Origin of the sequence: Brachybacterium vulturis, from assembly GCF_002407185.1 — a bacterium.
In the GTDB taxonomy this organism is placed as follows: Bacteria; Actinomycetota; Actinomycetes; order Actinomycetales; family Dermabacteraceae; genus Brachybacterium; species Brachybacterium vulturis.
Window position 1 is genome coordinate 529,560 of sequence record NZ_CP023563.1, and the last position, 21,694, is coordinate 551,253.

The window sequence follows — 21,694 nt, forward strand, 5'->3', positions numbered from 1 at the left end:
CGCGGGCGGGGTCACAGTCGGCCGTGCAGTGCGCCGAGCGAGGTGATCACGCAGTCGGCGGGCAAGGTCGGGTCTCCGCATCCGATGACCGCCGCTCCGGCGGCACGGGCCGCGGCGACACCGGCCCGGGAGTCCTCGAGGACGACGGTCCGGGCCGGGTCCGCGCCCAGCAGTTCCGCGGCCCGGAGAAAACCCTCCGGGTCAGGCTTGCCCCGGCGGACGTCCTCGATCGTCACCAGCACGTCGATCATCGCTCCGAGCGGGCTGGCCGCGAGGACCGGGGCGATCATGGCGCGCAAGGTGCCGGTGGCGATCGCCGACCTCAGCCCACGGTCGTGGAGGGCGCGGACGACCTCGACGTGGGCGGCGGGGATGCGGGGCCGTTCGCGGCAGTGTCGGCCGTACTCCCCGGCGACCACGTCCAACAGCACGTCCCGGCGCCCCGTGACGGCGCGTGCGCGGAGCAGGTGCTCGGCGATGTCGATCTCGCTGAGCCCCAACAGGTCCGCGTACTCCGTGGGGCCGAGTCGTGGCAGGCCGAGGTGCTCGAGGGCGGCGCCGTAGCAGGGCTCGAGCAGGTCCTCGTCGAGGCTCAGGGTGCCGTTGAAGTCGAGCAGGACGGCGTCGGCGTCCCGGAGCAGGGCGACCGCGTGCTCCACGCCGGAGCCTTCACCACTCATGGGTCAGATCCCTGGTGGGGCCGACGGAGGGGATGTCTCGCCGCACCCCGACCTCGTGCCCGGCGTCCCAGCTGCCGCGGGTGACACCGATCAGCTCCAGCAGCAGGGGGACGACGTCCTCGCTGTGCAGGGCGGGGACCCCTGCGGCCCGCTGCCTCGTCCACGCGTGGGAGCCGTCCGGTCCCACCCGGTGCAGGAGCAGGAACGAACGGCGCACGTCCTCTTCGTCCTCCCCGTGGCCGCCCTCGGGCTTGTGCCCGTGGTCCGTGACGACGGCGATCAGCCATTCCTCGCCCAGCTGTTCGTAGCGCTCGCTGACCGCCTTGACCAGGTATCGCACATGCTCGTCGACCGCGGTGATCGCCGCCCTGTACTGCGCGGAGGCGGCGCCATGGGCGTGACCGGCCTCGTCGGCCCCCTCGAAGTAGACGAAGGCCGCGTCGGGTCCTTCGTGGTTGAGCACCCAGGCGGCTCGGGTGCGCACCTGCACGTCCGCGCTGACGCAGCCGCGCGAGAAGTCCGTGGCGGTCATCAGCTGGTGCTGCCCGCCCAGCTGCTGGTCGACCCGCTGGTGGATCACCGGCCCCGCGCTCCCGGCGGCGACCAACGCATCCCAGGTCGAAGCGGCGAAGGTGCGGGCCGACGGGTCGGCGAAGAACACCTGTGAGAGCAGGTCCGGGGTGCGGGCGAGCCGATGGCCGACGAACTCGTTCCACCACACATTGTTCTGCTCGTGCGTGGTGCCCGTCAGGAGGGAGGCCCAGCCGGGCCCGGAGTCGGTGGGCGGGGTCATCCAGACCGGCAGCACGGCGCCGCCCTCGAGCAGACGGGCCAGGGTGGGTGCCGCCGGGGCATCGCCCGGTGCGGGCATCTGCGGTGGGTCGGCGGGACGGGGTTCCGCGGCGAAGCGCGGGTCCGCGGGTCGGTCCGGACGGTCGAAGCCCTCGTGCAGGGCGATGGCAGTGGGGAGGGCGACGTCGATGCGCACGCCGTCCAGGCCGATCAGCAGGAGTTTCATGAGGCGGCCTCCGGGGTCAGACGCAGCGAGACGATCTGGAAAGGGTGCAGGGTGAGGGGGATGCCCGCCCCATCGACGAGAGCGCCGGGGTGCAGATCCACCTGGGGCTGCTCGAGGGGCTCGTCCAGAGGGTCGACCTCCCATGCCCGCTGCACGGCGAATCCGGGACGGAGGGTGGTGCGCGTGCGGACGCCGCGCCCCTCGTAGAGGCGCACGATGACGTCCCCGGAGCCGTCGTGCGCCGGGAGCACCGCCTCGACATGCACGCCCGGATCCTCGATCTGAGCCAGGGTGCAGGCTCGGGCAGGTGCCGTGGTGACGCGCAGCGGCTGGTTCAGGGCGTAACCGGCATGCGCCGCCGCGACGGGATCGGGGTCGACCAGCAGCGAGTACCGCAGCCGGCGTCGGCTGCGGTCCGCGCGCGGGTCGGGCCAGTTCGGGCTCCGCATGAGGCTCAGCCGCAGCAAGGTGCCGGTCCCGTCGTCCCCGTACCAGGGCATCGCGTCGTAGCCGTAGGTGGAGTCGGTGATCAGCGCCGCGCCCTCGCCGGGCCCGGCGGCGAGCACCCAGCGGTGCATCACCGTCTCGAACTTCGCGAACTCCCAGGACGTGTTCTCGTGCAGCTCCCGGGCGACGTGCCCGAACTGGGTCTCGGCGAGCGTGCGCTCCGCCCGGACGGCGAGCGGGAATGCGGCCTTGAGCAGCGTCTCCCGCTCGTGCCAGTCCACATCGAGAGAGACGTTGATCTGTGGGCTCTCCGCATCCAGGCTGATGGTCATGATCGCGGGTGACTCGCCGAGGACCCGCTGGATGCGGACGCTCGCGCGCAGCGGGCCGTCCTCGAGGACATGGAGGGTCGGCACCTGCGCGGGGACGAGCGCACGGTGGTTCCCGCGGTAGTGACGATCGATGTCCCATGCGTCGAACTCGTTGGGGACGTCCTCGAACAGCTGGAGCTCGTTGCCGCGGGCTCCTGGGGCGAGGACCTCGCGGTCGTGCTCCCGGTCGTGGACGCGGCGCAGGGCCCCGTCGGGGTCGATGTGGACCTCGAGGCGGGAGTTGCGCAGGATCGCGCCGCCGGAGCCGTCCTCGACGGCGGTCGCGACGTCCCGCGGTGTGGCGATCACCTGCTCGAGAGGGGTGAGAGAGGAGGCGGGCACCTCCACCAGCTGGGTGGTCCCACCGAGCTCGATCACCTCGCGGCGCGGGTGAGGGCCGGGGTTCAGCAGTCCGATCGCCTCGGGGCCGGCGGCGAGGAGCGCCAGGCCCTCCCCGGTCAGCCTCGCGGTCTCGCTGAGGATCTCCGCATGGTCGGCCCGGGCGTCCCGGTGGACCCACGCGATCGAGCTGCCGGGGAGGATGTCGTGGAACTGCAGCAGCAGGGTCCGCTTCCAGAGGGCGTCGACCGCGGACCGGTCCAGCGTGCCGAGCCCGGCCAGGCCCACCATCGTCCAGACCAGTTCGAGTTCACGCAGGGAGTGCTCGGCACGGCGGTTGCCCTGCTTCATCTCCAGCTGCGAGGTGAAGATGCCGCGGTGGAACTCGAGGTAGAGCTCCCCGCGGTAGGTCGGCGCCGCCTCGGCGTACTCCGCCCGTGCGGCGTCGAAGAAGGCATCGGGGTCGCCCATGCGCAGCCGCGGCGAGCCCTCGAGATCCGCCCGCCGACGGGCCCGCTCGAGCATGTCCGCGGTGGGGCCCCCGCCGCCGTCGCCGTAGCCGAACGGGATCACCTGATGGCTCGCCCGTCCCTTCTCCTGGAAAGTGCGCTCGGCATGGGCGATCTCGTCTGCCGTGAGCATCGAGTCGTAACAGTCCACGGGCGGGAAATGGGTGAACAGGCGCGACCCGTCGAGCCCCTCCCACCAGAAGGTGGAATGCGGGTGCTGATTGGTGCGGTTCCAGGAGATCTTCTGGGTCAGGAAGCCGTCCATCCCGAGCTGGCGCGCGATCTGCGGCAGCGCGGCGGAGTACCCGAAGGAGTCCGGCAGCCACAGCGTGCGCGAACGGATCCCGAACTCGGTCTCGAAGTATCGGGTGCCGTAGGTGAACTGGCGCAGGAGCGCCTCCCCGCCGGGCATCGTCGCGTCGGACTCGACCCACATGCCGCCCGCCGGGAACCAACGTCCGTCGGCGACGGCCGAGCGCACCCGCTCGAAGACGTCCGGCTGGTGCTCCTGGAGCCATTCATACTGCTGGGCGCTGGTGGCGGTGAAGGTGAGCTCCGGGTACTCCTGCATCAGCGCTGTGACGTTGGAGAAGGTCCGCGCCACCTTCCGGACGGTTTCGCGGACCGGCCACAGCCAGGCGGAGTCGATGTGGGCGTGGCCGATGGTGGTGATCCGCAGCGCCGAGGCGGCGGCGGGGGCGGCGAGGGCCGGGGCGAGCACCTCACGGGCCGCGGCGGCGGTGCCGGGGACATCGTGGAGGTCGAGAGCGTCGATCGCGTCGTCGAGGGCGCTGAGGACCCGGGCCCGACGGACCGAGTCCCGTCCCAGCTCGCCGGCGAGCCCACGCAGCACGTCGACATCGTGCCAGAGCCCCCAGACGGTCTCGTCGCGCACCACCCAGCGGGCGCTGCGGAGCGAGTAGAGCGGGTCCTGCGGAGCAGTGAGACGGTCCCCGAGCTCGGTCGGCTCGGTCCCGCGCTCCATCATGTCGGGGTTCGCCGCGGCCTCGAGGTGGAACCGGACCCCGTCCCCGACGGTCGCGTGCACGATCACCGAGCGGTTGCGGGAGTTGATGGCCTTCAACGGTGTCATGGTGGCATCGAAGAGGAGGCCCTCGCACTGGTTGCCGGGCCAGTCGTCCTTGAAGCCGAGGTCGACCTCGAGGCGCAGCACGGCGTCCTGCGCGACGGCGGGAACGATGCCCTCAAGTCGGAACCACGTGGTGGACCACGGCGCGCCCCAGGCGTGGGGCAGCGAGACGGGGACGTGGTCCTGGGCGGGGACCGTACCGGGCGGGACCGGTTCGCCGTCACCCGGCACGACCCAGGAGCTCACGGAGAGCGGGCCGAGGTCGCGCTGGAGCGCGGGGAGGATGCGCTCGCGATGGGCTCTGTCGACGCGTGCGAGGATCCGGGTGTCGTCCTGGAACACGGTGGCCTCCTGGTCAGCGCAGGGCGACGAGCTCGGGGAACTCGGCGCGAGAAAGGTCGAACGCGCGCCGGGCGACGCCGACACCGTCGACCAGCGGGTGCAGGGCGAGCGCCTCGATCGCGAGGTCGCGGCGCGACTCCGTCACCGCACGGATGACGGTGCGCTCGACATGCTTGACGGTCTGCACCAGCCCGAGGGCGTGCGCGGGCAGCGGGGAGACGGGAAGCGGTCGCGGCCCCGCGGCGTCCACCAGGCAGGGCACCTCGATCACCGCGTCCTCCGGGAGGTGCTCCAGGGTCCCTCGGTTGGCGACGTTGAGCACCAGCTGTGCTGGGCGGTCATGAGCGATGGCATGCATGATCGCGAGGGCCACCCGGTCGTAGCCGCCGGCCTCGAGGTCCTCCTCGTCGCGCTCGGCCACCCCGGCGGCCTCCCGGTTGGAAGCCATATAGGTCTCCTCACGACGCTGGCGCGTGCGCTCCCACAGCAGGGCGGCCTCCGCGGGCACAACTCCGTCGGCGGCTCGATAGAAGCCGTCCTGCTGCTGCTCCAGGAAGACGCCGCGGGTGGCCTCGCTGCGTCCGTCGGCTTCCACCGTCTCGCGCGCGAAGTAGTAGTAGTGGAGGTACTCATTGGGGATGCTTCCCAGGGTCCGCAGCCACTCAGCACCGAAGAGCCTCCCCTCCTCGAAGCTCTCGAGGAGGTCGGGACGCTCGAGCAGTCGGGGCAGCACGTCCTCGCCGCGCACCTGGAGACCCTGCAGCCAGCCAAGATGGTTGAGGCCGGCGTAGTCGAGCCTCACGTCCCCGCCACCGACGCCGACATCGAGGGCCGTGCCCGCCGGGACATGACCCGCGGTCTCCAGGCTTCCGAGCACCCGCCGGGCGAGCCCGATCGGAGAGTCGCAGATACCGATCACCCGGTCGCCCAGGATCTCCCGACTGGCCTCGGTGACGATCCCGGCCGGGTTGGTGAAGTTGATGAGCCATGCCTCGGGGTTCACGTCGGCCAGGGTACGCGCGATGTCCAGCGCAACCGGCAGTCCGCGCAGGGCATAGCTGATGCCGCCGAAGCCAGTGGTCTCCTGTCCGAGGATCCCCAGCTCGCGCGCGATCCTCTCGTCTGCAGCACGTCCCTTGGTGCCCCCCACGCGGATGGCGGAGAACACGAAGTCGGCACCCCGCACGGCGTCTGCGAGCTCGGAGCAGATCATGATCCGCGGCGCATCGGGGACGGCCTCGGCCATCGCGACGAGGATCTTCTCCATCGCAGCCAGGCGCACCCCGTCGGTGTCGTGCAGGCGCACCTGGGTGACACGGCCGTCGGTGCGATCGGCCAGCAGGGTGCGGAAGACCAGGGGGACGCGGAAGCCGCCTCCCCCGAGCAGGGCGAGAATCATGGGACGAGGACCTCCGTCGAGGCGTCGGCGCAGAGGCGCGCGAGCGCCGTCGGCAGGGGGCGGTCGATGACGAGCCGGTCCACGGACGCCAGCTCGAGGGCGGTGTACGCACCGATCCCGGGGATCTTCGAGGAGTCGGCGAGCACCGTGGTCTCGCCGCTGCACTCGGCGGCGGCCTGCTTGATGACGGCCTGTCGGGCATCATTGTCGCGGACGACGCCGAGGTCGGTGATGCCGGCACAGCCCAGGAAGGCGCGGTCGATGTGGAGTTCGCGAAGCTCCTGCTGAACGCTGCGTCCCTGCGTGCAGCGGTATTCGCGGTTGTACTCGCCGCCGAGGACCACGAGGTTGCCGCGTTGCGAGGCGGACAGCGCGTCCACCACGCCGAGAGAATTGGTGACCACGGTCAGCTGGCGACCCACGAGGCAGCTGGCCAGCTCGTAGGTGGTGGTGCCGATGTCCAGGAAGAGGGTCTCGCCATCCCCCACCAGCGCGGCGGCCGCGCGGGCGAGAGCACGCTTGACAGCGGAGTTCCTGGCCAGCACTTCGTGGAACAGTTCGTCGACCTCCGGGGGTTCCTCGGCGGACAGATCCTCGTCCGGCACGGCACCGGGCGCGGGATCCGCCTCATCCTCGTGCTCCGGAAGCCTCGCGCCTCCATGGACGCGCTCGACGCGCCCCTCGGCGACCAGATCATCGAGGTCCCGCCGGGCGGTCGCCCCGGACACGCCGAGGACGTCGACGATCTCGTGGGTGGAGACGACCTTCTGCTTGTGCAGCATGAATTCGATCGCATCGAGGCGGGCAACTCTGATCACACGGGACACGGTATCCCCGCCCCCTCCTCAAAGCAACACTTTCGATCATCTGCGCTCACTCGGGGGCAAGCCCAACGGTTCACGTCCAGTTCACGCCCTATTAGCTAATCATCCTTGACCATTCATGATCATCCGCACACAATAGGCGTCACATTCTCGGGTCACAGTGGTGTGGCACGAGCCGACGAGGAACGGATTCCGGATGCACCCCTCACCGACCCGGACAGCGGCCAGGCGCCTCCCAGCCGCGCCGCCGAGCATCGACCTGCTCGCGGTGGGCCAGCTCTTCCTCGACGTGCTCTACGGGGTGCTCCCCGCGGCACCGAGCCCCGGCCAGGAGGTCTTCACCGACAGAGCAGCGCTCCTGCCCGGGGGCATAGCGAACTTCGCCGCGGCCGGCTCGGCGCTCGGGGCTCGCACCGCCATCGCCGCCCGAATCGGCGACGGCCCCATCAGCCGAATCACCCGCACGCTGCTCGAGGGCTCCGGCATCGACACCACGCGCCTCCTGGTCACCCCCGATTGGGACCTCCAGATCACCTCGGCCCTCCCCTATGCGGGCGATCGGGCCCTGGTCACCGGCGGGTCCGCTCCCACGATCGCAGCGGCCGCAGCCCCGGACCCACGCGGCGCCGCCTCCATCGCCCTGCATCTGGGGCCGGAGGAGATGCCCTGGCTCGCCGCCTCCGACGCCCGGATCTGGGCTGACGTCGGCTGGGATGCGAGCGGAGCCTGGGACCCCGGCCTGCTGCGTCACCTCGAGCACTGCGAGGGCTTCCTTCCCAATGCCGACGAGGCGATGGCCTACACCCGGACCGACTCCCCCTCGGCCGCCGCGCATCGTCTCGCCGAGAGGGTGCCGATCGTCGTCGTCACCTGCGGGGCCGAGGGCGCGCTCGGGATCGACGCCCGGTCGGGGCTCGAGGTCGCAGTGGGTGCGCCAGCACTCGGTCCTGTGGACCCCACCGGCGCCGGCGACACCTTCGGCGCCGCGCTGATCGTGCTCCGCGATCGGGGGCTGGGCTTCCGCGATGCCCTGGAGGCTGCGTGCCTTGCCGCCTCCGCCCGGGCCGCGGGGCTGGCCGGCCCGGGCATCACCCCGAGCCCGTCACAACTTGCGGCTCTCGCCCGGCAGCACCGGCTGGGATGCACCGAAGCCCTCGAGGCGCTCGCCGCAACGTCCGTACCCGACGCCTGACCTCCCTCAACTCCCAATAAACCTGCTGCAACAGTCTCGAAGGAGAGTTCCATGATCCGCACCCCACTCACCCGCCGCACCGCCCTGGGCCTCGGCGCCGCCACCGGCTCGCTCGCCCTGCTCTCCGCCTGCTCGACCAGCGCCGGCGGGGAGGCCACCGGCGAGGGGGCCACGTTGTGGTACTGGCCCGAGGGCTTCGCGGACGAGATCGTCGAGGACATCCGCACCACCTTCCCCGACGCGAACTTCAAGCAGACCATCCAGGGCGGCGACTTCAAGCAGAAGCTCCAGACCACTTTGCAGGCGGGTTCCGGGCTGCCGAACCTCACCGGGATCAAGGGCGAGGACATCGCACACTTCGCCGAGGTCCCCGACTTCTTCGTCGACCTCAACACCCTGGGCGCCGAGGAGCACAAAGGCGACTACGTCCCCTGGAAGTGGGAGCAGGCGACCACCCAGGACGGTCGTCAGCTGGGCATCCCGATCGACATCGGACCGACCGCCCTGTTCTACCGCTTCGACATCTTCGAGCAGCACGGCCTCCCGTCCACCCCGGAGGATCTCGCTGCGGCCGTGCGCGAGTGGGAGTCGCTGTTCGATCTCGGCAAGCAGCTCAACGCCGCCGATCCCGACACCTACATCATCCGCAACCTCTCCGCGGTCTTCGACATCGCCTGGCGCCAGTCCGGTTCGGCCTTCATCGACCAGGACGGCGTCTTCATCGGCGCCGACGAGCACATCCGCAAGGCCTGGGACCTCGCGATCGCGGCTCACGACGCCGGGATCAACGCCGCACTCGAGTCGAACACCCCTGACGTCGCCGCGGCGGTCGCGGCCGGGAAGCTCCCCGTGGACTTCGGAGCCTCCTGGCACCTGGCCGACCTGATCGTCGACGCCCCCGACACCTCCGGCAAGTGGCACGTGTGCGAGCATCCCGGGGACGCCACCAACCTCGGCGGTTCGTTCCTCGGGATCCCCGCCGGCTCCGAGAACCACGAGCAGTCCTTCGAGATCATCCTGCGCCTGCTGAATGCCGAGAACCTCGCCACCGAGTACACCCACTCGGGGAACTTCCCCGCGAACACCGGGGCCTTCGGCTCGCCGGAGCTGAGCGGTGAGGTCGAGTTCCTGGGCGGCCAGGTGGCGGCGGAGGTCTTCTCGCGAGCCGCCGAGTACGTGCGACCCCTCTATGAGGACGCTCGGGATGGCATCGTCAACGGGCCCTACTACGCCGAGCTCGCCCTCGTCGAGGCCAGCGGCAAGGATCCGGAGACGGCCTGGAAGGATGCGGTCTCCGAGGCCGAGCGGCTGGCGGAGCAGAACGGCGTCACGGTCTCCTGACGATGTCGACCTCGCTCACCCAGAAGCTCACCGCGACCGACACCCCGCCTGCGCCCGGTCCACGCGGGCGGGGGCAGGAGCGGCGCACGGACCCGGACACCATCCCTCTCGGTCCTCGCCGCGCCCGTCCCGCGTACGTGGCGCTGGCACCGTACTTCCTGCTCTTCGCCACATTCAGCGCACTTCCCATCGGTTTCACGATGTTCCTCGCCTTCACCGACTGGCGCGGGATCGGCGACTGGAACATGGTGGGCCTGACGAACTTCGGCTATCTGCTCGAGGACCCGCTGTTCTGGAAAGCACTGAGCAACACGCTCATCCTCTGGGTGATGGCGACGGTCCCGTGCCTCACACTCGCGACCCTGGTGGCGCTCGGGCTGAACTCCGCAGTGCGCTTCTCGACCGTCTACCGGGTCGCCTACCTGGTCCCGAACATCACCTCGCTGGTGGCGATGGGCATCCTGTTCAGCTCGATCTTCTCCTCGAACTTCGGCATCATGAACGCGCTGCTGAACTCCGTCGGACTGGAGTCCGTGCGATGGCTGCAGTCGGAATGGGGCATCAAGGTCGCGATCTCCACCCTCACGGCATGGAGTTTCGTGGGCTACAACGCGATGATCATCCTGGCCGGCCTGCAGTCGGTGGAGAAGCAGGTCTACGAGGCCGCTCAGCTCGACGGAGCGGGCCCGGTGCGGACCTTCTTCACCATCACCCTGCCCATGCTGCGGCCGATCATCATGTTCATCACGATCATGTCGACCATCGGTTCGCTGCAGAGCTTCACCGAGGCGCAGGTGATGACGTCCTCACAGGGCGGCGGATCCGCGAGCGCCGGTGGGGTCGGCAATTCCGGGCTGACGCTGGTGCTGTACTTCTACTCGGTAGCCTTCCAGGAGAACCGCTACGGGTACGGCGCGACCATCGCGTGGGGTGTGATGGTCATCGTCATCCTCTTCACGCTCATCAACTGGTTCGCCACGAGGGAGCGTTCTCGATGACCACCACGACCACTCCCGACGTCGCTCATGCCGACGGCCCCGTCACCGAGGTGACGCCTTCCCGACCGCGCCGACGCCGACCCCCTGCTCGTCGCACAGCCGGCCGCCTGCTGCGCCATCTGCTGCTGTCAGCCGGTGCGCTGGTCTCGTTCTTCCCGTTCTACTGGATGTTCGTGCTGTCCACGCACCGCTCGGCCGCCATCTACGAGTTCCCGCCACCGTTGCTGCCCGGCAACAGGTTCCGGGAGAACTTCGAAGCGGTGATGAGCACGATCAACGTGTGGGCCGCCATGGCGAACACGTTCCTGGTCGCGACCACGGTGACGTTCTTCGTCCTGCTCATCGACTCGCTCGCTGCCTTCGCGTTCGCAAAGTTCAGCTTCCCCGGCAAGCGGATCCTCTTCCTGGTGGTGATGCTGACCTTCCTGCTGCCCTCACAGCTGGCCACTATCCCGCAGTTCGTCATCATGACCGAGCTCGGATGGGTGGGTGAGCTCAAGGCCGTCATCGTGCCGTCCCTGGCGGGCGCCTTCGGGGTGTTCTGGTTGAGGCAGTTCTTCCAGAACTCGGTACGAGTCGAGCTGGTCGAGGCAGCCACGATCGATGGCTGCGGTTTCTTCCGCCAGTACCTGCACGTGGCACTGCCCTCAGCCCGCCCAGCGCTCGCGTTCCTGGGAATCTTCACCTTCATCGGCTCGTGGAACGACTTCATGTGGCCGCTGATCGTGCTGAACGACCCCAGTCGTCTGACGCTCCAGGTGGCGCTGTCCCAGCTGCAGACCACCCATGGCACGGACTACGGGATGCTGATGATGAGCGCCCTGATCGCAGTGGTCCCGCTGATCATCGTCTTCTTCATCGGTGCGAAGCAGTTCATCGACGGGATCACCGAAGGCGCGCTGAAGTAGGCGACGTCGAAGCACAGGGTCATGTGGGCCCCAGCGCGCCGCAGGACAGGTTGCCGAGAGACGGCCACACCACCTCGGCCCAGGAATCACCTCGGTGTCTCCAGGATCAGTGGTCGGGGCGAAGGACGCTCGTCGACCACTGGTGTTCCCTGGTTGCGGTGCGCACCCTCATCACGCGCCGGAGAAACCTTCGGCGGACGCCCAGTCCCTCGCGATAGCCTTTCAGCACGCCCAGGACGAGGCGCCTGCACGACGCCGGGCACGGTGGCAGCAACGCACCTGCCCAGCACCTCCACGCAGAGGCTCTCGTCATCGTCTCGGGGAGGACTGCGGGATCCAGTGAGCGCACAGCACGATCCGTCGGCCGAGCAGCCGACCAGCGGGACCAACCGGTTCCCGGATCCTTTCGCGCCCATTTCTGCGGACTCTCCCTCCGGCTCCCGGCCGGCCGGCGGCACCGGGCAGCCGGCCGCCGGTCAGGCCGCGGACCGAGCTGCCGATCCCGCCCGGTCCCCCGCCCCCGGCGACCAGGACCTGCCGTGGAAGGCCACCGCCGAGCGCCGCGACCTGTGGGGTCCGCTCCGCACCCCGCTGCAGGGCACCGTCCACTCCCCCGCCTCGAAGGCCGTCGGCCGGCCCCGCCGCTCGCCGCTGGTGCGCTTCGGTGCCCCGGTGCTGCTGGGCGGGCTCGCCGCGGTCCTCACCCTCGTGGTCGGGCTCGGCACCGGACTGGCCGGTCCCCTGCTGGCCCTCGCCGCGGCGGCCGGCGTCGGCGTGGTGACCCTCGGCGGCAGCGGCGCTCTCCTGAATGCTCCGCGTCGCCACCAGGCTGAGCGTCCCGTGCTGGATGCCTCGGTGCCGGACAGCACCCGGGCCGTGCTCTCGACGATCCTGGAGGCCGATGCCACCACCCGCGAGCAGCTCGCGCAGCTGCGCCCGCAGGCGAGCAGCACTCCGTCGGCCGCGAGCGTGCTGGAGGACGTCGATGCCCTGGTGACCCGGATCGACGCGCTGGTCGCCACCGAACAGCTGCAATCGCTGCGGCCCTCGGCCGGCGAGGTGACGATGCTCGAGGGGATCGCCTGCCGCTACGTGCCCGATCTGGTCGGGGCCGCGAGCGACACCATCGGCTTCCTGCAGACCTTCGAGGGCTCCGCCCGCCAGGAGGCGCTGGAGAACCTCGAGAGCATCGGCCGGCAGCTGAACGTGCTGGAGGAGGGGGTCGAGCAGATCGAGGCCGACCTGGTCGGCGGCGTCTCCCGGTCCCTCGAGGTGCACGCCGAGTTCCTGCGCGCCCGCTTCGCCGACCAGCACCTGAACCCGATCATCGACGTGTGATCGCATCCCGACCCTGCCCGCATCCCACCGCGAACCGCCCAGGAGGCCCCGATGGACAAGCTCCAACCACCCGTTCCCGAGCAGGAGATCACCCCGGCCGAGCCGGTCGAGTCGATCGAGGACGACCAGGCCGGCGACATGCTGCCGGACCTGGCCCCCGAGCAGCAGGCCGAGCTCGCGCAGCGCGCCGACGCCTGGGTCGAGCAGGTCGCCCAGCTGAACCCCCACTCGCAGGAGTACACCGCCCAGGTCAACGCGCTCGGCGCGGTCGCCCGGCGCACCTTCGAGCGCACCAGCCAGACCTCCTCCCGGTTCATGCAGCAGTCGCTGCGGGAGTCGAAGGAGAAGGGCACGGCGCAGGAGTCGGTCGCCAACTCCCTCTCCGAGCTGCGCACCACCATGGAGGACCTCGCCCCGAAGGACGAGACCTTCGCCGAGAAGGCGCTGGGCTGGCTGCCGGGCCGCAACGTCGCCAAGCGCTACTTCCGCAGCTTCGAATCCAATCAGGACCAGCTCGACCAGGTGCTCGGCGCGCTCAGCCGCGGCCAGGAGATGCTGCAGAAGGACAACGCCGAGCTGTCGGTGGAGCGTCGGGCGCTGTGGGAGGACCTCGCCTCCCTGAAGAAGGCCTCCTACCTGCTGAGCCTGCTCGATGACCGGGCGGTGCGGCGGGCCGAGCAGACCCGCGCCGAGGGCAGGGCCGCCGAGGCCGATGCTCTGGAGCGGGACGTGCTGTTCGCGGTGCGGCAGCGCCGCCAGGACGTGGCCACGCAGATCGCCGTCACCGTCCAGGCCTACCTGTCGATGGGCCTCATCGAGGACAACAACACCAAGCTCCAGCAGGGGGTGGAGCGGGCACGGACCACCACCGTCACCGCGCTGCGCACCGCGGTGATCACCGCCCAGGCGCTGGAGAACCAGAAGATCGTGCTGGACCAGATCGACGCGGTCAACCGCACCACCGACAATCTCATCTCCCGCACCTCGCAGATGCTGGCGGACAACTCGGTGAAGATCCAGGAGCAGGCCGCGACCTCCGGGGTCTCCGAGGAGACGCTGCAGAAGGCCTTCGAGAACCTGTTCACCACGATGGACGGGATCGACGCCTTCCGCACCCAGGCCAACCAGAACTTCCTCACCACGGTGACGAACCTGGAGCAGCAGGTCCAGCGCGCCCAGCCCTACCTGGAACGGATGCAGAACGAGCAGCCCGAGCACGAGCAGATCGAGAAGGCCAGTGCGATGGATCTGCTCGAGATCGAGGATCGGCGATGAGCACCGCTCACGCCCCGGCGAGGGAAGGAGTGCTCTGATGGCCTCCGCGGTCACCGATCGTGCGATCAGCGCGATCAAGCAGATGGTGGTGGACGGCACGCTGAGGCCCGGGGACCGGCTCCCCACCGAGAGCGAGCTGTCCGAACGGATCGGGGTCTCCCGCAACTCGCTGCGCGAGGCGGTCAAGGCGCTGTCCGTGATCCGGGTGCTCGACGTGCGCCAGGGCGACGGCACCTATGTGACGGCCCTCGAGCCGGAGCAGCTGCTGGAGTCCCTCGCCTTCGTGCTCGACCTCCACCACGACTCCAGCTATGTGGAGATCATCGAGATCCGGCGCCTGCTGGAGCCGGCCGCGGTCGAGCAGGCCTGCCCGCACCTGACCGACGACGACTTCGACAGGCTCGAGCAGACGATGGCGGACCTCGACGACAGCTCCACCATCGAGGAGCTGGTCGAGGCGGACATCGCTTTCCACCACCAGATCAACGTCCGCTGCCCCAACGACTACCTCAGCTCGCTGCTGGACAGCCTCGCGAGCTCGACCGCCCGGGCCCGGGTGTGGCGCGGCCTGACGGACGATTCCGCGGTGGAGCGCACCCTGGCCGAGCACCGCCGGATCCTCGACGCGCTGCAGGCCCGCCGCCCGGACCTCGCCCGCACCTATGCGGCGGCCCATGTCGCCGGGGTCGAGTCCTGGCTGCTGCAGAAGGGGGAGCCGCCGGCCGAGTGATCTCTATACGACGAATGGGCAAGGCCAGCCCCGTCGCTTGGCGTTGATAAAATTATCGACAGCGCACGTCGTTGATAAAGTTATCAAAGCTCATTTAGCGGACAGCGGTGCCGCGAGCATTCACCGCACGGTCACGCGGTCGACGACGCCTCGCCGAGCCGCCGGTAGACCCGCGCCGCGGTCCCCTGCGTGAGGGCGCGGACGTCGGCCTGCGCCCAGCTGCGCACGTGGGCGAGCAGGGGCGCGAAACCGCTGCCGAGGTCCAGGTGCTGCGGGGCGATCGGCCAGTCCGAGCCGATCATCAGCCGCTCCGGCCCGAAGAGTGCGAGAGCGAGGTCCGCCGCGGCGGCGAAGTCCCCGTTGCCGCTGGTCGCGAGGCCGGAGACCTTCGCGACGACGTTCGGGCAGGCGGCGATCGCCTCGAGCTGCGCCCGCCAGCGGGCCATCGCCTCGTCGTCGCCGAGCGGTGGTTTGCCCAGATGGTCCAGCACCACGGTGAGGCCGGGGTGGCGGCGGGCCACGCGCACCACCTGCTCCATGTGCCGCTCGAAGGCGTCGGGAACATCCAGCGGGAGCCCGGCCTCGGCGAGCAGATCCAGGGACCGTGCGACCTCGGGCCGGTCCAGGAGGCCGGGATCGGGGTCATCGTGGACCAGGTGGCGCACGCCGACGAGATGGTCGGTGCGCTGCGGGTCCGCGAGCGCGGCGCGCACGGCGTCCGGATCCGTCAGCGGCAGCCAGCCGACCACATCGGCCCGCATGATCCCGGCTCCGGCCCCACCCTCGATGGCGCGGGCGGTGCGCTGCAGGTGAGCGGTGTCCTCGGCGGTGTCGTCGGCCTGGACCAGCACCACCCGGGTGACCCCAAGCTCCCCCAGGGGGCCGCGGACCTCGTCGATGCCGACGGTGCGGCGCAGCGGCGTCGGGGCGCCGGCGAGCCAGGCGTAGGGGCTCTCGGCGAGGTCCCACAGATGCAGGTGGGCGTCGGTGACCGGCTCAGCGGCCACCGTCGGCGCCCTCCGTGCTCTGGGCGCGCTCGGCATCCGCGCGGCGCGCGGCATCCTCGGTGCGCTGCACGTCCTCCCAGGCCGCGGCCGGGATCTCGACGCCCATCCGCTGGGCGTTGGAGCGCACCTGCTCCGCGGTGCGCATCCCCAGCACCACCGAGCGCACGGCGGGGTGGCGCAGCGGGAACTGGACGGCGAGGTCCGGGAGGGTGACCCCGTGCCGCTCGGCGATGCCGGCGAGCTCGCGGGCCCGGGCGATCATCTCGGCGGGTGCCTGGTCGTACTCGTAGGTGGCGTCATCGGCGACCCGGTGCCGGGCGAGCAGCCCGGAGTTGAACACGGAGACGGCGACGATCCCCACCCCGTGGTCCACGCAGGCCGTCAGCAGCTCGGCGGCGGCGTCCTGCTCGAGCAGGGTGAAGCGGCCCGAGAGCATGACCAGGTCGATCAGTCCGGTGCGGACGGCGCGGGTGAGCACGTCCGCATCCTTGGAGCCGACGCCGACGGCGCGGACCAGCCCCTCCTCGCGCATCCGGGCCAGAGCCGGCAGCCCTTCGGCGAAGGCCTGCTGCGTCGGGCCCTCCTCCGGGTCGTGGGCGAACAGGATGTCCACCGAGTCCAGTCCCAGGCGTTCGAGGGATTCGGCGTGGGAGCGGCGCACCCCGGCCTCGGAGAAGTCCCATGCGCGCACGTGGTCGTCCGGCACGGCGAAGCCATTAGCCAGGTCGTCGCCAGTGCCGGGGCCGGGCAGCAGCAGGCGCCCCACCTTGGTGGAGACCAGGTACTCCTGACGGGGATAGCCGGCCAGGCGCCGGCCGAGACGGCGCTCGCTGGTGCCGATCCCGTAGTGCGGGGCGGTGTCGAAGCAGCGGATCCCGGCGTCCCAGGCGGCGCGCACCGCACCGTCGGCCTCCTCGTCGGTGGTGGCCCGGTAGAGGTTGCCGAGCTGGGCGGCGCCGAAGCCCAGGGGCGGGAGCACGAGCGGCCCGCCGCCGGGGGCTGCGGCGGGCGCGTCGGCGGCGCTCATGCCGTCACCCCGGGTGCCTGCGCCGGCAGGGACCACACCGGCCTGATCCCGGAGTCGTCGCCGCCGTAGTCGTCGACCACCTCGAGGAACTGGTTGATGTGCTGCTGCCAGCGCTGGTTCGCCGGCTCGGCGGCGAGCTGCCGGCGCATCGCGGCGTAGTCCTCCACCTCGACCAGGTGGAAGATGTCGCGGCCGTCGCGCCAGATCCGCCAGGCGTGCACGCCCGCGGCGCGCAGCGAGGCATCGAGCTCGTCGGGGATGCGGGCGTGCTCACGGTCGTAGTCCGCCTCGCGGCCCTCGGCGATGCGGGTGTGCAGGGCGATCTGTTCCATGCCGGGATCCTCTCAGTGAGCGGCGGTCGGGGCGGGGATGGTGGAGCCGGACTGCTCTGCGCCGGCCCGTGCCGAACCGGCCTGCGACGCTGCCCACGGGGTCACCAGCTCCGCGGCCCAGAAGGGACCGTCCGGGAACAGGTGATCCTGGATCGAGGCGTCGAGCATGCGGGCCCCGTTGCCGGGCTCCTCGGGCGCCATGTAGGCACCGTTCTCGATCCGCACCGGCACCTCGAAGTGCTCGTGGAGGTGGTCCACGAACTCGATCCGGCGTCGCTCGTCGTCCCCGGCGATCGCGACCGCGTCCAGGAAGGCCACGTGCTGGACCATCTCGCACAGGCCCACTCCCCCGGCGTGGGGGCACACGGGCACGTCGAACTTGGCGGCGAGCAGCAGGATCGCGAGGTTCTCGTTGATCCCGGCCACGCGGGTGGCGTCGGCCTGGAGCACGTCGATGCCGCCGGCCTGCAGCAGCTGCTTGAACAGCACCCGGTTGGCGCCCTGCTCGCCGGTGGCGATGCGCACGGGCGTGACCGCCTCGCGGATCGCGGCGTGGGCGAGGATGTCATCGGGGTAGGTGGGCTCCTCGACCCAGTACGGGTCGTGCGGGGCCAGGGCGCGGATCGCCTCGATCGCCTCGGCGGTGCCCCAGCGCTGGTTGGCGTCGATCGCGATCGGGAAGCCGGGGCCCATCTCCTCGCGGGCGATCCGCAGGCGGCGCTCGTCGTCGGCGGCGTCGGCGCCCACCTTCAGCTTCACCATCTCGAAGCCGTCCTCGCGGGCCTCGCGCAGCAGCCTGACCAGCTTCTCGTCGCTGTAACCGAGCCAGCCGGGGGTGGTGGTGTAGGCGGGCACGCCCGTCTCGCGCAGCGCGGCGATCCGCTGCTGCTTGCCCTCGGCGCCGCGGCGCAGGATCCCCAGCGCCTCCTCGCGGGTCAGCGCGTCCTCGAGATAGCGCAGGTCCACCAGGTCCAGCAGCTCCTCAGGGCTGAGCGAGGCGAGGGTGAGCCACAGCGGCCTGCCCTCGCGGCGGGCGCGCAGGTCCCACAGGGCGTTGACCACGGCACCGATCGCCATGGTCATCACGCCCTTCTCCGGGCCCAGCCAGCGCAGCTGCGAGTCGTAGCTGAGCTCGCGGTAGATCCCGCCGAGATCGGCGAGGACCTCCTCGACGTCCCGGTCCAGCAGATGCGGGGCCAGGGCCGCGATCGCGGCGCTCTGCACGTCGTTGCCGCGGCCGATGGTGAACACCAGGGCGGTGCCCGCATCGCCGGCGTCGGTGCGCACGGTGAGGTAGGCCGCCGAGTAGTCCGGATCGGGGTTCATGGCGTCCGAGCCGTCGAGGCTGCGGCTGGTGGGGAAGCGGACGTCCTGCACGTCCAGGGCGGTGAAGGTGCTCATGGGAGGGCTCTCTGCGAGGCGGCCTGGGCCGGGACGAAGGTGGTGCGCTGGGTGCCGAGATGCTCGATGCCGATCTCGACCACGTCGCCGGCTCCGAGGTACGGGAAGCGGCCGGACAGGGCGACGCCCTGCGGGGTGCCGGTGTTGATCACGTCGCCGGGCGAGAGCACCATGTACTGCGAGAGGTGCTGGACGATCCGGGCGACGGTGAAGATCATGTCCGCGGTGGTGGAGTCCTGGCGGGCCTCGCCGTTCACGGCGGACCACAGCCGCAGCGCCTGGGGGTCGACCTCGTCCGCCGGGACCAGGCCGGGTCCCAGCGGATTGAAGCCGCGGGAGTTCTTGCCCTTGGACCACTGACCACCGGACTCCGCCAGCTGGAAGTCCCGTTCGGAGAGGTCGTGGCTGGTCACGTACCCGGCGATGACGTCGAGCGCGGCCTGCTCATCGGGCAGGTAGGCGGCCTCCGCCCCGATCACGACGCCCAGCTCCACCTCCCAGTCGACCTTCTCGGCGCCCGGCGGGATCTCGACGTCGTCGTGCGGGCCGACGACGGTGTTGGGGTGCTTGTGGAACAGGATCGGCACCGTGGGCGGCTCCGCGCCGGACTCCGCGGCGTGCTCGGCGTAGTTCTGGCCGATGCACAGCACCGCCATGGGGCGCGCGATCGGGGCGCCGATGCGCTCCTGCTCCACGCCTTCCCAGACCGGCAGCTCCCCGGCGGTGAGCGCCTCGCGCACCCGCGCGATCCCGCCGCCGGCGAGGAACTCCCCGTCGATCTCGTCGGTCAGCGGTGCGAGGCGATAGGTCACCCCCTCGGAGACGGCAGCCGGCTTCTCCTGACCCACCGGGCCGAGACGTCGCAGTTCCACGGACACTCCATTCCTCATCGGGCACGGTCTCCTCCGCCGTCAACGAGAGCCCGAACCTCGTCGGCACGCCTATCATCCTATGTCTTGAGGCGAGGAAACAAGTCTGGGTGGCATTCATCCCGGAAAACGGCGGATCAGGCCGCGGCCTGGACGCGCGGCGCGTGCACAGAGCTAGGATGACTGGGCAGAGTCATCCACCCCCATCCCGAGGAGCCCACCCGTGTCCCAGACCCCCGCCGCACCATCGACCGCCCCGGACCCGCACGGCGAGTTCTCCGGCCTGCGCGCCCTGGTCACCGGCGGCGCCTCCGGGATCGGCGCCGCCACCGCGACCGCCCTGCTGGGTCGGGGCGCTCAGGTGGCGGTGCTGGACCTGCACCCGGAGGGCGGCCCCGAGGGCGCCCTCGCCCTGCGCTGTGACGTGGCGGACACCGCGAGCGTCGAGGCGGCGGTGACCGAGGCCGCTGCCCAGCTCGGCGGCGTGGACATCGTGATCAACAACGCCGGGATCGGCGCGCAGGGCGATGTCACCGGCAACGATGACGCCGAATGGGCCCGGGTGCTCGACGTCAACGTCACCTCGGTGGCCCGGGTGATCCGCGCCGCCCTGCCGCATCTGCGCCGCTCCGAGCACGCCGCGGTCGTGAACACCGCCTCGATCGCCTCCGCGGTGGGCCTGCCGCAGCGGGTGCTCTACTCGGCCACCAAGGGCGCCGTGCAGTCGATGACCCTGGCCATGGCCGCGGATCTGGTGGGCGAGGGGATCCGCGTCAACGCCGTGCTCCCCGGCACCGCGGACACCCCCTGGATCGGCCGGCTGCTGGAGAAGGCCGAGGACCCCGCCGCCGAGCGGGCGGCACTGGAGGCCCGGCAGCCGCACGGCCGATTGGTCTCCCCCGAGGAGGTCGCCGAGGCCCACTGCTACCTCGCCTCGCCGCGCAACGGCTCCACCGTGGGCGTGCTGCTGTCGATCGACGGCGGCGTCACCGGGGTGCGCACCCGGTCCTGAGCGGCGGTGGAAGGTGGGACGCGGGCTCCGCACGGGGTTACGCGGCCCCGGAGCCGAGAATCGGATCGGCGTCCCCGGTCACCGGGCGTCGGGCTCCTCCTCCGTGCGGCGCGCGATCTCCCGATCGTTCGCATCCGCCCGGCGCGTTCCCACCGCTGAGCCGAGAGCGACGCCCGCGCCGAGCCCGATCCCCGCGCCGTACACGAAGTCTCCCGGCAGGGCCTGTCCGACGAGGTGGCCGACAGCGCCGCAGAACAGCGCTCCCAGCACGATCCACAGGGTGAGGATGCCTCCTCGGCTCCACAGCGGCGTCCTGCGCTCCCCTGCCCCGGGGCGCCTGCGCGGTCTCGGGGAGGGGCGATCCCCAGGGGCCTCGCCGTGGTCCAGGTGATCATCCGGCGTCGTCATGCCGCGCTCCTCTGCTCTGCGACCTCCATGGCTCTGCGACCTCCATGCCATCAGAGTCGGTCGGGCCGGGGCACCGACTATCGTCGGGGATGGCACGGCGGCAGTAGCGCTGCGGAGTCGTCGCGGCGGTCCCACGGCACGCGGCTCGCTCAGTCGGTCGTTCCCCGCAGCACCTGGTAGACGATCGAGTCGTCGCGGCGGTCCCAGCCCAGCTCGCTGCCGCGCTGGTAGATCTCCTGGGCGGAGGATGCCAGCGGCACCTCCTGGGAGACCTCCGCCGCTGCCTCTGCGACCAGGCCCATGTCCTTGACGAAGATGGTCAGCGCGGAGCGGACGTCGTCGAAATCGTGATCGACCATGCGCCGGCCGCGATCGCCGAACATGAAGGAGGCCGCCGCACCGGTGCCGAGCACCTCATGGACCTGCTTCAGATCCAGGCCCATCGAGTCGGCGAGGGCGAGCGCCTCGCCGGCTGCGGCGATGTGCACGCCGCACAGCAGCTGGTTGACGATCTTGAAGCGCTGTCCGTCACCGGGGCGGGGGCCGACGACCGGGGCGTTCGCGGCCAGGGCATCGAGCACGGGCCGCACGGCGGCGACGTCGGCCAGGGCCTGCTCACCGCCGACGTTGCCGGGGCAGAACTGTCCCTCCACCCGGGCGCGACGGATGCCGAGGCCGGAGGCCGCGACCTCATGGGAGGTGATGCCGCCCTTGGCGACGACCCAGGCGGGACTCGCGATAGTGACGGGCCACCACGTTCTCGTTCATGAAGCCGTTGCCGCCCAGACCTGACACGCGTTGCGGGCAATGGTGACGGCGAGGAGCTGTCTCTCGCCG

General features: G+C 70.9%; 20 protein-coding genes. 8 read left to right on the plus strand and 12 right to left on the minus strand.

Annotation, left to right across the window (positions count from 1 at the left end; all coding sequences use genetic code 11):
* Positions 1-11: 11 nt before the first annotated feature.
* From CFK38_RS17345 to CFK38_RS02330, 5 genes are read right to left on the minus strand one after another with little or no spacing between them, the layout of a single operon-like run.
* The gene (locus CFK38_RS17345; protein WP_096801624.1) at positions 12-680 is read right to left on the minus strand and encodes an HAD family hydrolase; all 669 of its coding nucleotides are present in this window, start codon (positions 678-680) and stop codon (positions 12-14) included.
* Positions 670-1,698, minus strand: coding sequence for an alkaline phosphatase family protein (locus CFK38_RS02315; protein ID WP_096801625.1), 1,029 nt, complete (start codon positions 1,696-1,698; stop codon positions 670-672). Before CFK38_RS02315 ends, CFK38_RS17345 begins: the two co-directional genes overlap by 11 nt.
* Positions 1,695-4,796, minus strand: coding sequence for an alpha-mannosidase (locus CFK38_RS02320; RefSeq protein ID WP_096801626.1), 3,102 nt, complete (start codon positions 4,794-4,796; stop codon positions 1,695-1,697). Before CFK38_RS02320 ends, CFK38_RS02315 begins: the two co-directional genes overlap by 4 nt.
* 13 nt (positions 4,797-4,809) lie before the next feature.
* Complete coding sequence (locus CFK38_RS02325) at positions 4,810-6,195, minus strand: family 4 glycosyl hydrolase (protein ID WP_096801627.1); 1,386 nt, start codon at positions 6,193-6,195, stop codon at positions 4,810-4,812.
* On the minus strand, positions 6,192-7,013 hold the full coding sequence (locus CFK38_RS02330) for a DeoR/GlpR family DNA-binding transcription regulator (RefSeq protein WP_157773319.1): 822 nt from the start codon (positions 7,011-7,013) through the stop codon (positions 6,192-6,194). The genes CFK38_RS02325 and CFK38_RS02330 overlap by 4 nt, the downstream gene beginning before the upstream one ends.
* A gap of 202 nt (positions 7,014-7,215) precedes the next feature.
* Here CFK38_RS02330 and CFK38_RS02335 point away from each other — a divergent pair, with 202 nt between their 5' ends.
* The 7 genes from CFK38_RS02335 (at position 7,216) to CFK38_RS02365 (ending at position 14,801) form a co-directional block, all read left to right on the plus strand.
* The gene (locus CFK38_RS02335; RefSeq protein WP_096801629.1) at positions 7,216-8,211 is read left to right on the plus strand and encodes a carbohydrate kinase family protein; all 996 of its coding nucleotides are present in this window, start codon (positions 7,216-7,218) and stop codon (positions 8,209-8,211) included.
* A 51-nt stretch (positions 8,212-8,262) separates the two neighbouring features.
* Entirely contained in the window at positions 8,263-9,552 is a 1,290-nt protein-coding gene (locus CFK38_RS02340; RefSeq protein WP_096801630.1) for an ABC transporter substrate-binding protein, read from the plus strand.
* A gap of 2 nt (positions 9,553-9,554) precedes the next feature.
* Complete coding sequence (locus tag CFK38_RS02345) at positions 9,555-10,550, plus strand: carbohydrate ABC transporter permease (protein WP_096801631.1); 996 nt, start codon at positions 9,555-9,557, stop codon at positions 10,548-10,550.
* The gene (locus CFK38_RS02350; RefSeq protein WP_096801632.1) at positions 10,547-11,458 is read left to right on the plus strand and encodes a carbohydrate ABC transporter permease; all 912 of its coding nucleotides are present in this window, start codon (positions 10,547-10,549) and stop codon (positions 11,456-11,458) included. The genes CFK38_RS02345 and CFK38_RS02350 overlap by 4 nt, the downstream gene beginning before the upstream one ends.
* A 339-nt stretch (positions 11,459-11,797) precedes the next feature.
* Positions 11,798-12,796 carry a hypothetical protein gene (locus CFK38_RS02355; RefSeq protein WP_096801633.1) on the plus strand — a complete coding sequence of 333 codons (999 nt, stop codon included), beginning with the start codon at positions 11,798-11,800 and terminating at the stop codon, positions 12,794-12,796.
* A 51-nt stretch (positions 12,797-12,847) separates the two neighbouring features.
* Positions 12,848-14,071, plus strand: coding sequence for a toxic anion resistance protein (locus CFK38_RS02360; RefSeq protein WP_096801634.1), 1,224 nt, complete (start codon positions 12,848-12,850; stop codon positions 14,069-14,071).
* A 37-nt stretch (positions 14,072-14,108) separates the two neighbouring features.
* Complete coding sequence (locus tag CFK38_RS02365) at positions 14,109-14,801, plus strand: FadR/GntR family transcriptional regulator (protein ID WP_096801635.1); 693 nt, start codon at positions 14,109-14,111, stop codon at positions 14,799-14,801.
* A gap of 131 nt (positions 14,802-14,932) precedes the next feature.
* On the opposite strand, the gene CFK38_RS02370 is transcribed toward CFK38_RS02365, so the two are convergent.
* The 5 genes from CFK38_RS02370 to CFK38_RS02390 are packed head-to-tail and all read right to left on the minus strand — an operon-like array spanning position 14,933 to position 19,440.
* Positions 14,933-15,808, minus strand: a complete 876-nt coding sequence (locus tag CFK38_RS02370; RefSeq protein ID WP_245851195.1) for an amidohydrolase family protein — start codon at positions 15,806-15,808, stop codon at positions 14,933-14,935.
* Entirely contained in the window at positions 15,798-16,835 is a 1,038-nt protein-coding gene (locus CFK38_RS02375; RefSeq protein ID WP_096804177.1) for an aldo/keto reductase, read from the minus strand. The genes CFK38_RS02370 and CFK38_RS02375 overlap by 11 nt, the downstream gene beginning before the upstream one ends.
* The gene (locus CFK38_RS02380) at positions 16,832-17,167 is read right to left on the minus strand and encodes an L-rhamnose mutarotase (RefSeq protein WP_096801636.1); all 336 of its coding nucleotides are present in this window, start codon (positions 17,165-17,167) and stop codon (positions 16,832-16,834) included. Before CFK38_RS02380 ends, CFK38_RS02375 begins: the two co-directional genes overlap by 4 nt.
* 12 nt (positions 17,168-17,179) lie before the next feature.
* The gene (locus tag CFK38_RS02385) at positions 17,180-18,568 is read right to left on the minus strand and encodes an enolase C-terminal domain-like protein (protein WP_096801637.1); all 1,389 of its coding nucleotides are present in this window, start codon (positions 18,566-18,568) and stop codon (positions 17,180-17,182) included.
* Complete coding sequence (locus tag CFK38_RS02390) at positions 18,565-19,440, minus strand: fumarylacetoacetate hydrolase family protein (protein ID WP_157773320.1); 876 nt, start codon at positions 19,438-19,440, stop codon at positions 18,565-18,567. Before CFK38_RS02390 ends, CFK38_RS02385 begins: the two co-directional genes overlap by 4 nt.
* Before the next feature lie 220 nt (positions 19,441-19,660).
* Here CFK38_RS02390 and CFK38_RS02395 point away from each other — a divergent pair, with 220 nt between their 5' ends.
* Positions 19,661-20,449: an SDR family NAD(P)-dependent oxidoreductase gene (locus CFK38_RS02395; protein WP_096801639.1), complete on the plus strand. Its 789-nt coding sequence runs from the start codon at positions 19,661-19,663 to the stop codon at positions 20,447-20,449.
* A gap of 78 nt (positions 20,450-20,527) precedes the next feature.
* On the opposite strand, the gene CFK38_RS02400 is transcribed toward CFK38_RS02395, so the two are convergent.
* Positions 20,528-20,857 carry a hypothetical protein gene (locus CFK38_RS02400; protein WP_096801640.1) on the minus strand — a complete coding sequence of 110 codons (330 nt, stop codon included), beginning with the start codon at positions 20,855-20,857 and terminating at the stop codon, positions 20,528-20,530.
* A gap of 149 nt (positions 20,858-21,006) precedes the next feature.
* A complete protein-coding gene (locus tag CFK38_RS02405) occupies positions 21,007-21,510 on the minus strand; it encodes an NAD-binding protein (protein ID WP_245851196.1) in 504 nt (167 codons plus the stop codon).
* Positions 21,511-21,694: the final 184 nt, after the last annotated feature.

What these genes read in the sequence shown, in the direction of transcription:
- CFK38_RS02335 (WP_096801629.1), top strand. Translation starts at nt 7,216, where the DNA reads ATGCACCCCTCACCGACCCGGACAGCGGCCAGGCGCCTCCCAGCCGCG.
- CFK38_RS02315 (WP_096801625.1), bottom strand. Translation starts at nt 1,698, where the DNA reads ATGAAACTCCTGCTGATCGGCCTGGACGGCGTGCGCATCGACGTCGCC.
- CFK38_RS17345 (WP_096801624.1), bottom strand. Translation starts at nt 680, where the DNA reads ATGAGTGGTGAAGGCTCCGGCGTGGAGCACGCGGTCGCCCTGCTCCGG.
- CFK38_RS02380 (WP_096801636.1), bottom strand. Translation starts at nt 17,167, where the DNA reads ATGGAACAGATCGCCCTGCACACCCGCATCGCCGAGGGCCGCGAGGCG.
- CFK38_RS02345 (WP_096801631.1), top strand. Translation starts at nt 9,555, where the DNA reads ATGTCGACCTCGCTCACCCAGAAGCTCACCGCGACCGACACCCCGCCT.
- CFK38_RS02385 (WP_096801637.1), bottom strand. Translation starts at nt 18,568, where the DNA reads ATGAGCACCTTCACCGCCCTGGACGTGCAGGACGTCCGCTTCCCCACC.
- CFK38_RS02400 (WP_096801640.1), bottom strand. Translation starts at nt 20,857, where the DNA reads ATGACGACGCCGGATGATCACCTGGACCACGGCGAGGCCCCTGGGGAT.
- CFK38_RS02375 (WP_096804177.1), bottom strand. Translation starts at nt 16,835, where the DNA reads ATGAGCGCCGCCGACGCGCCCGCCGCAGCCCCCGGCGGCGGGCCGCTC.
- CFK38_RS02365 (WP_096801635.1), top strand. Translation starts at nt 14,109, where the DNA reads ATGGCCTCCGCGGTCACCGATCGTGCGATCAGCGCGATCAAGCAGATG.
- CFK38_RS02340 (WP_096801630.1), top strand. Translation starts at nt 8,263, where the DNA reads ATGATCCGCACCCCACTCACCCGCCGCACCGCCCTGGGCCTCGGCGCC.
- CFK38_RS02350 (WP_096801632.1), top strand. Translation starts at nt 10,547, where the DNA reads ATGACCACCACGACCACTCCCGACGTCGCTCATGCCGACGGCCCCGTC.
- CFK38_RS02360 (WP_096801634.1), top strand. Translation starts at nt 12,848, where the DNA reads ATGGACAAGCTCCAACCACCCGTTCCCGAGCAGGAGATCACCCCGGCC.
- CFK38_RS02325 (WP_096801627.1), bottom strand. Translation starts at nt 6,195, where the DNA reads ATGATTCTCGCCCTGCTCGGGGGAGGCGGCTTCCGCGTCCCCCTGGTC.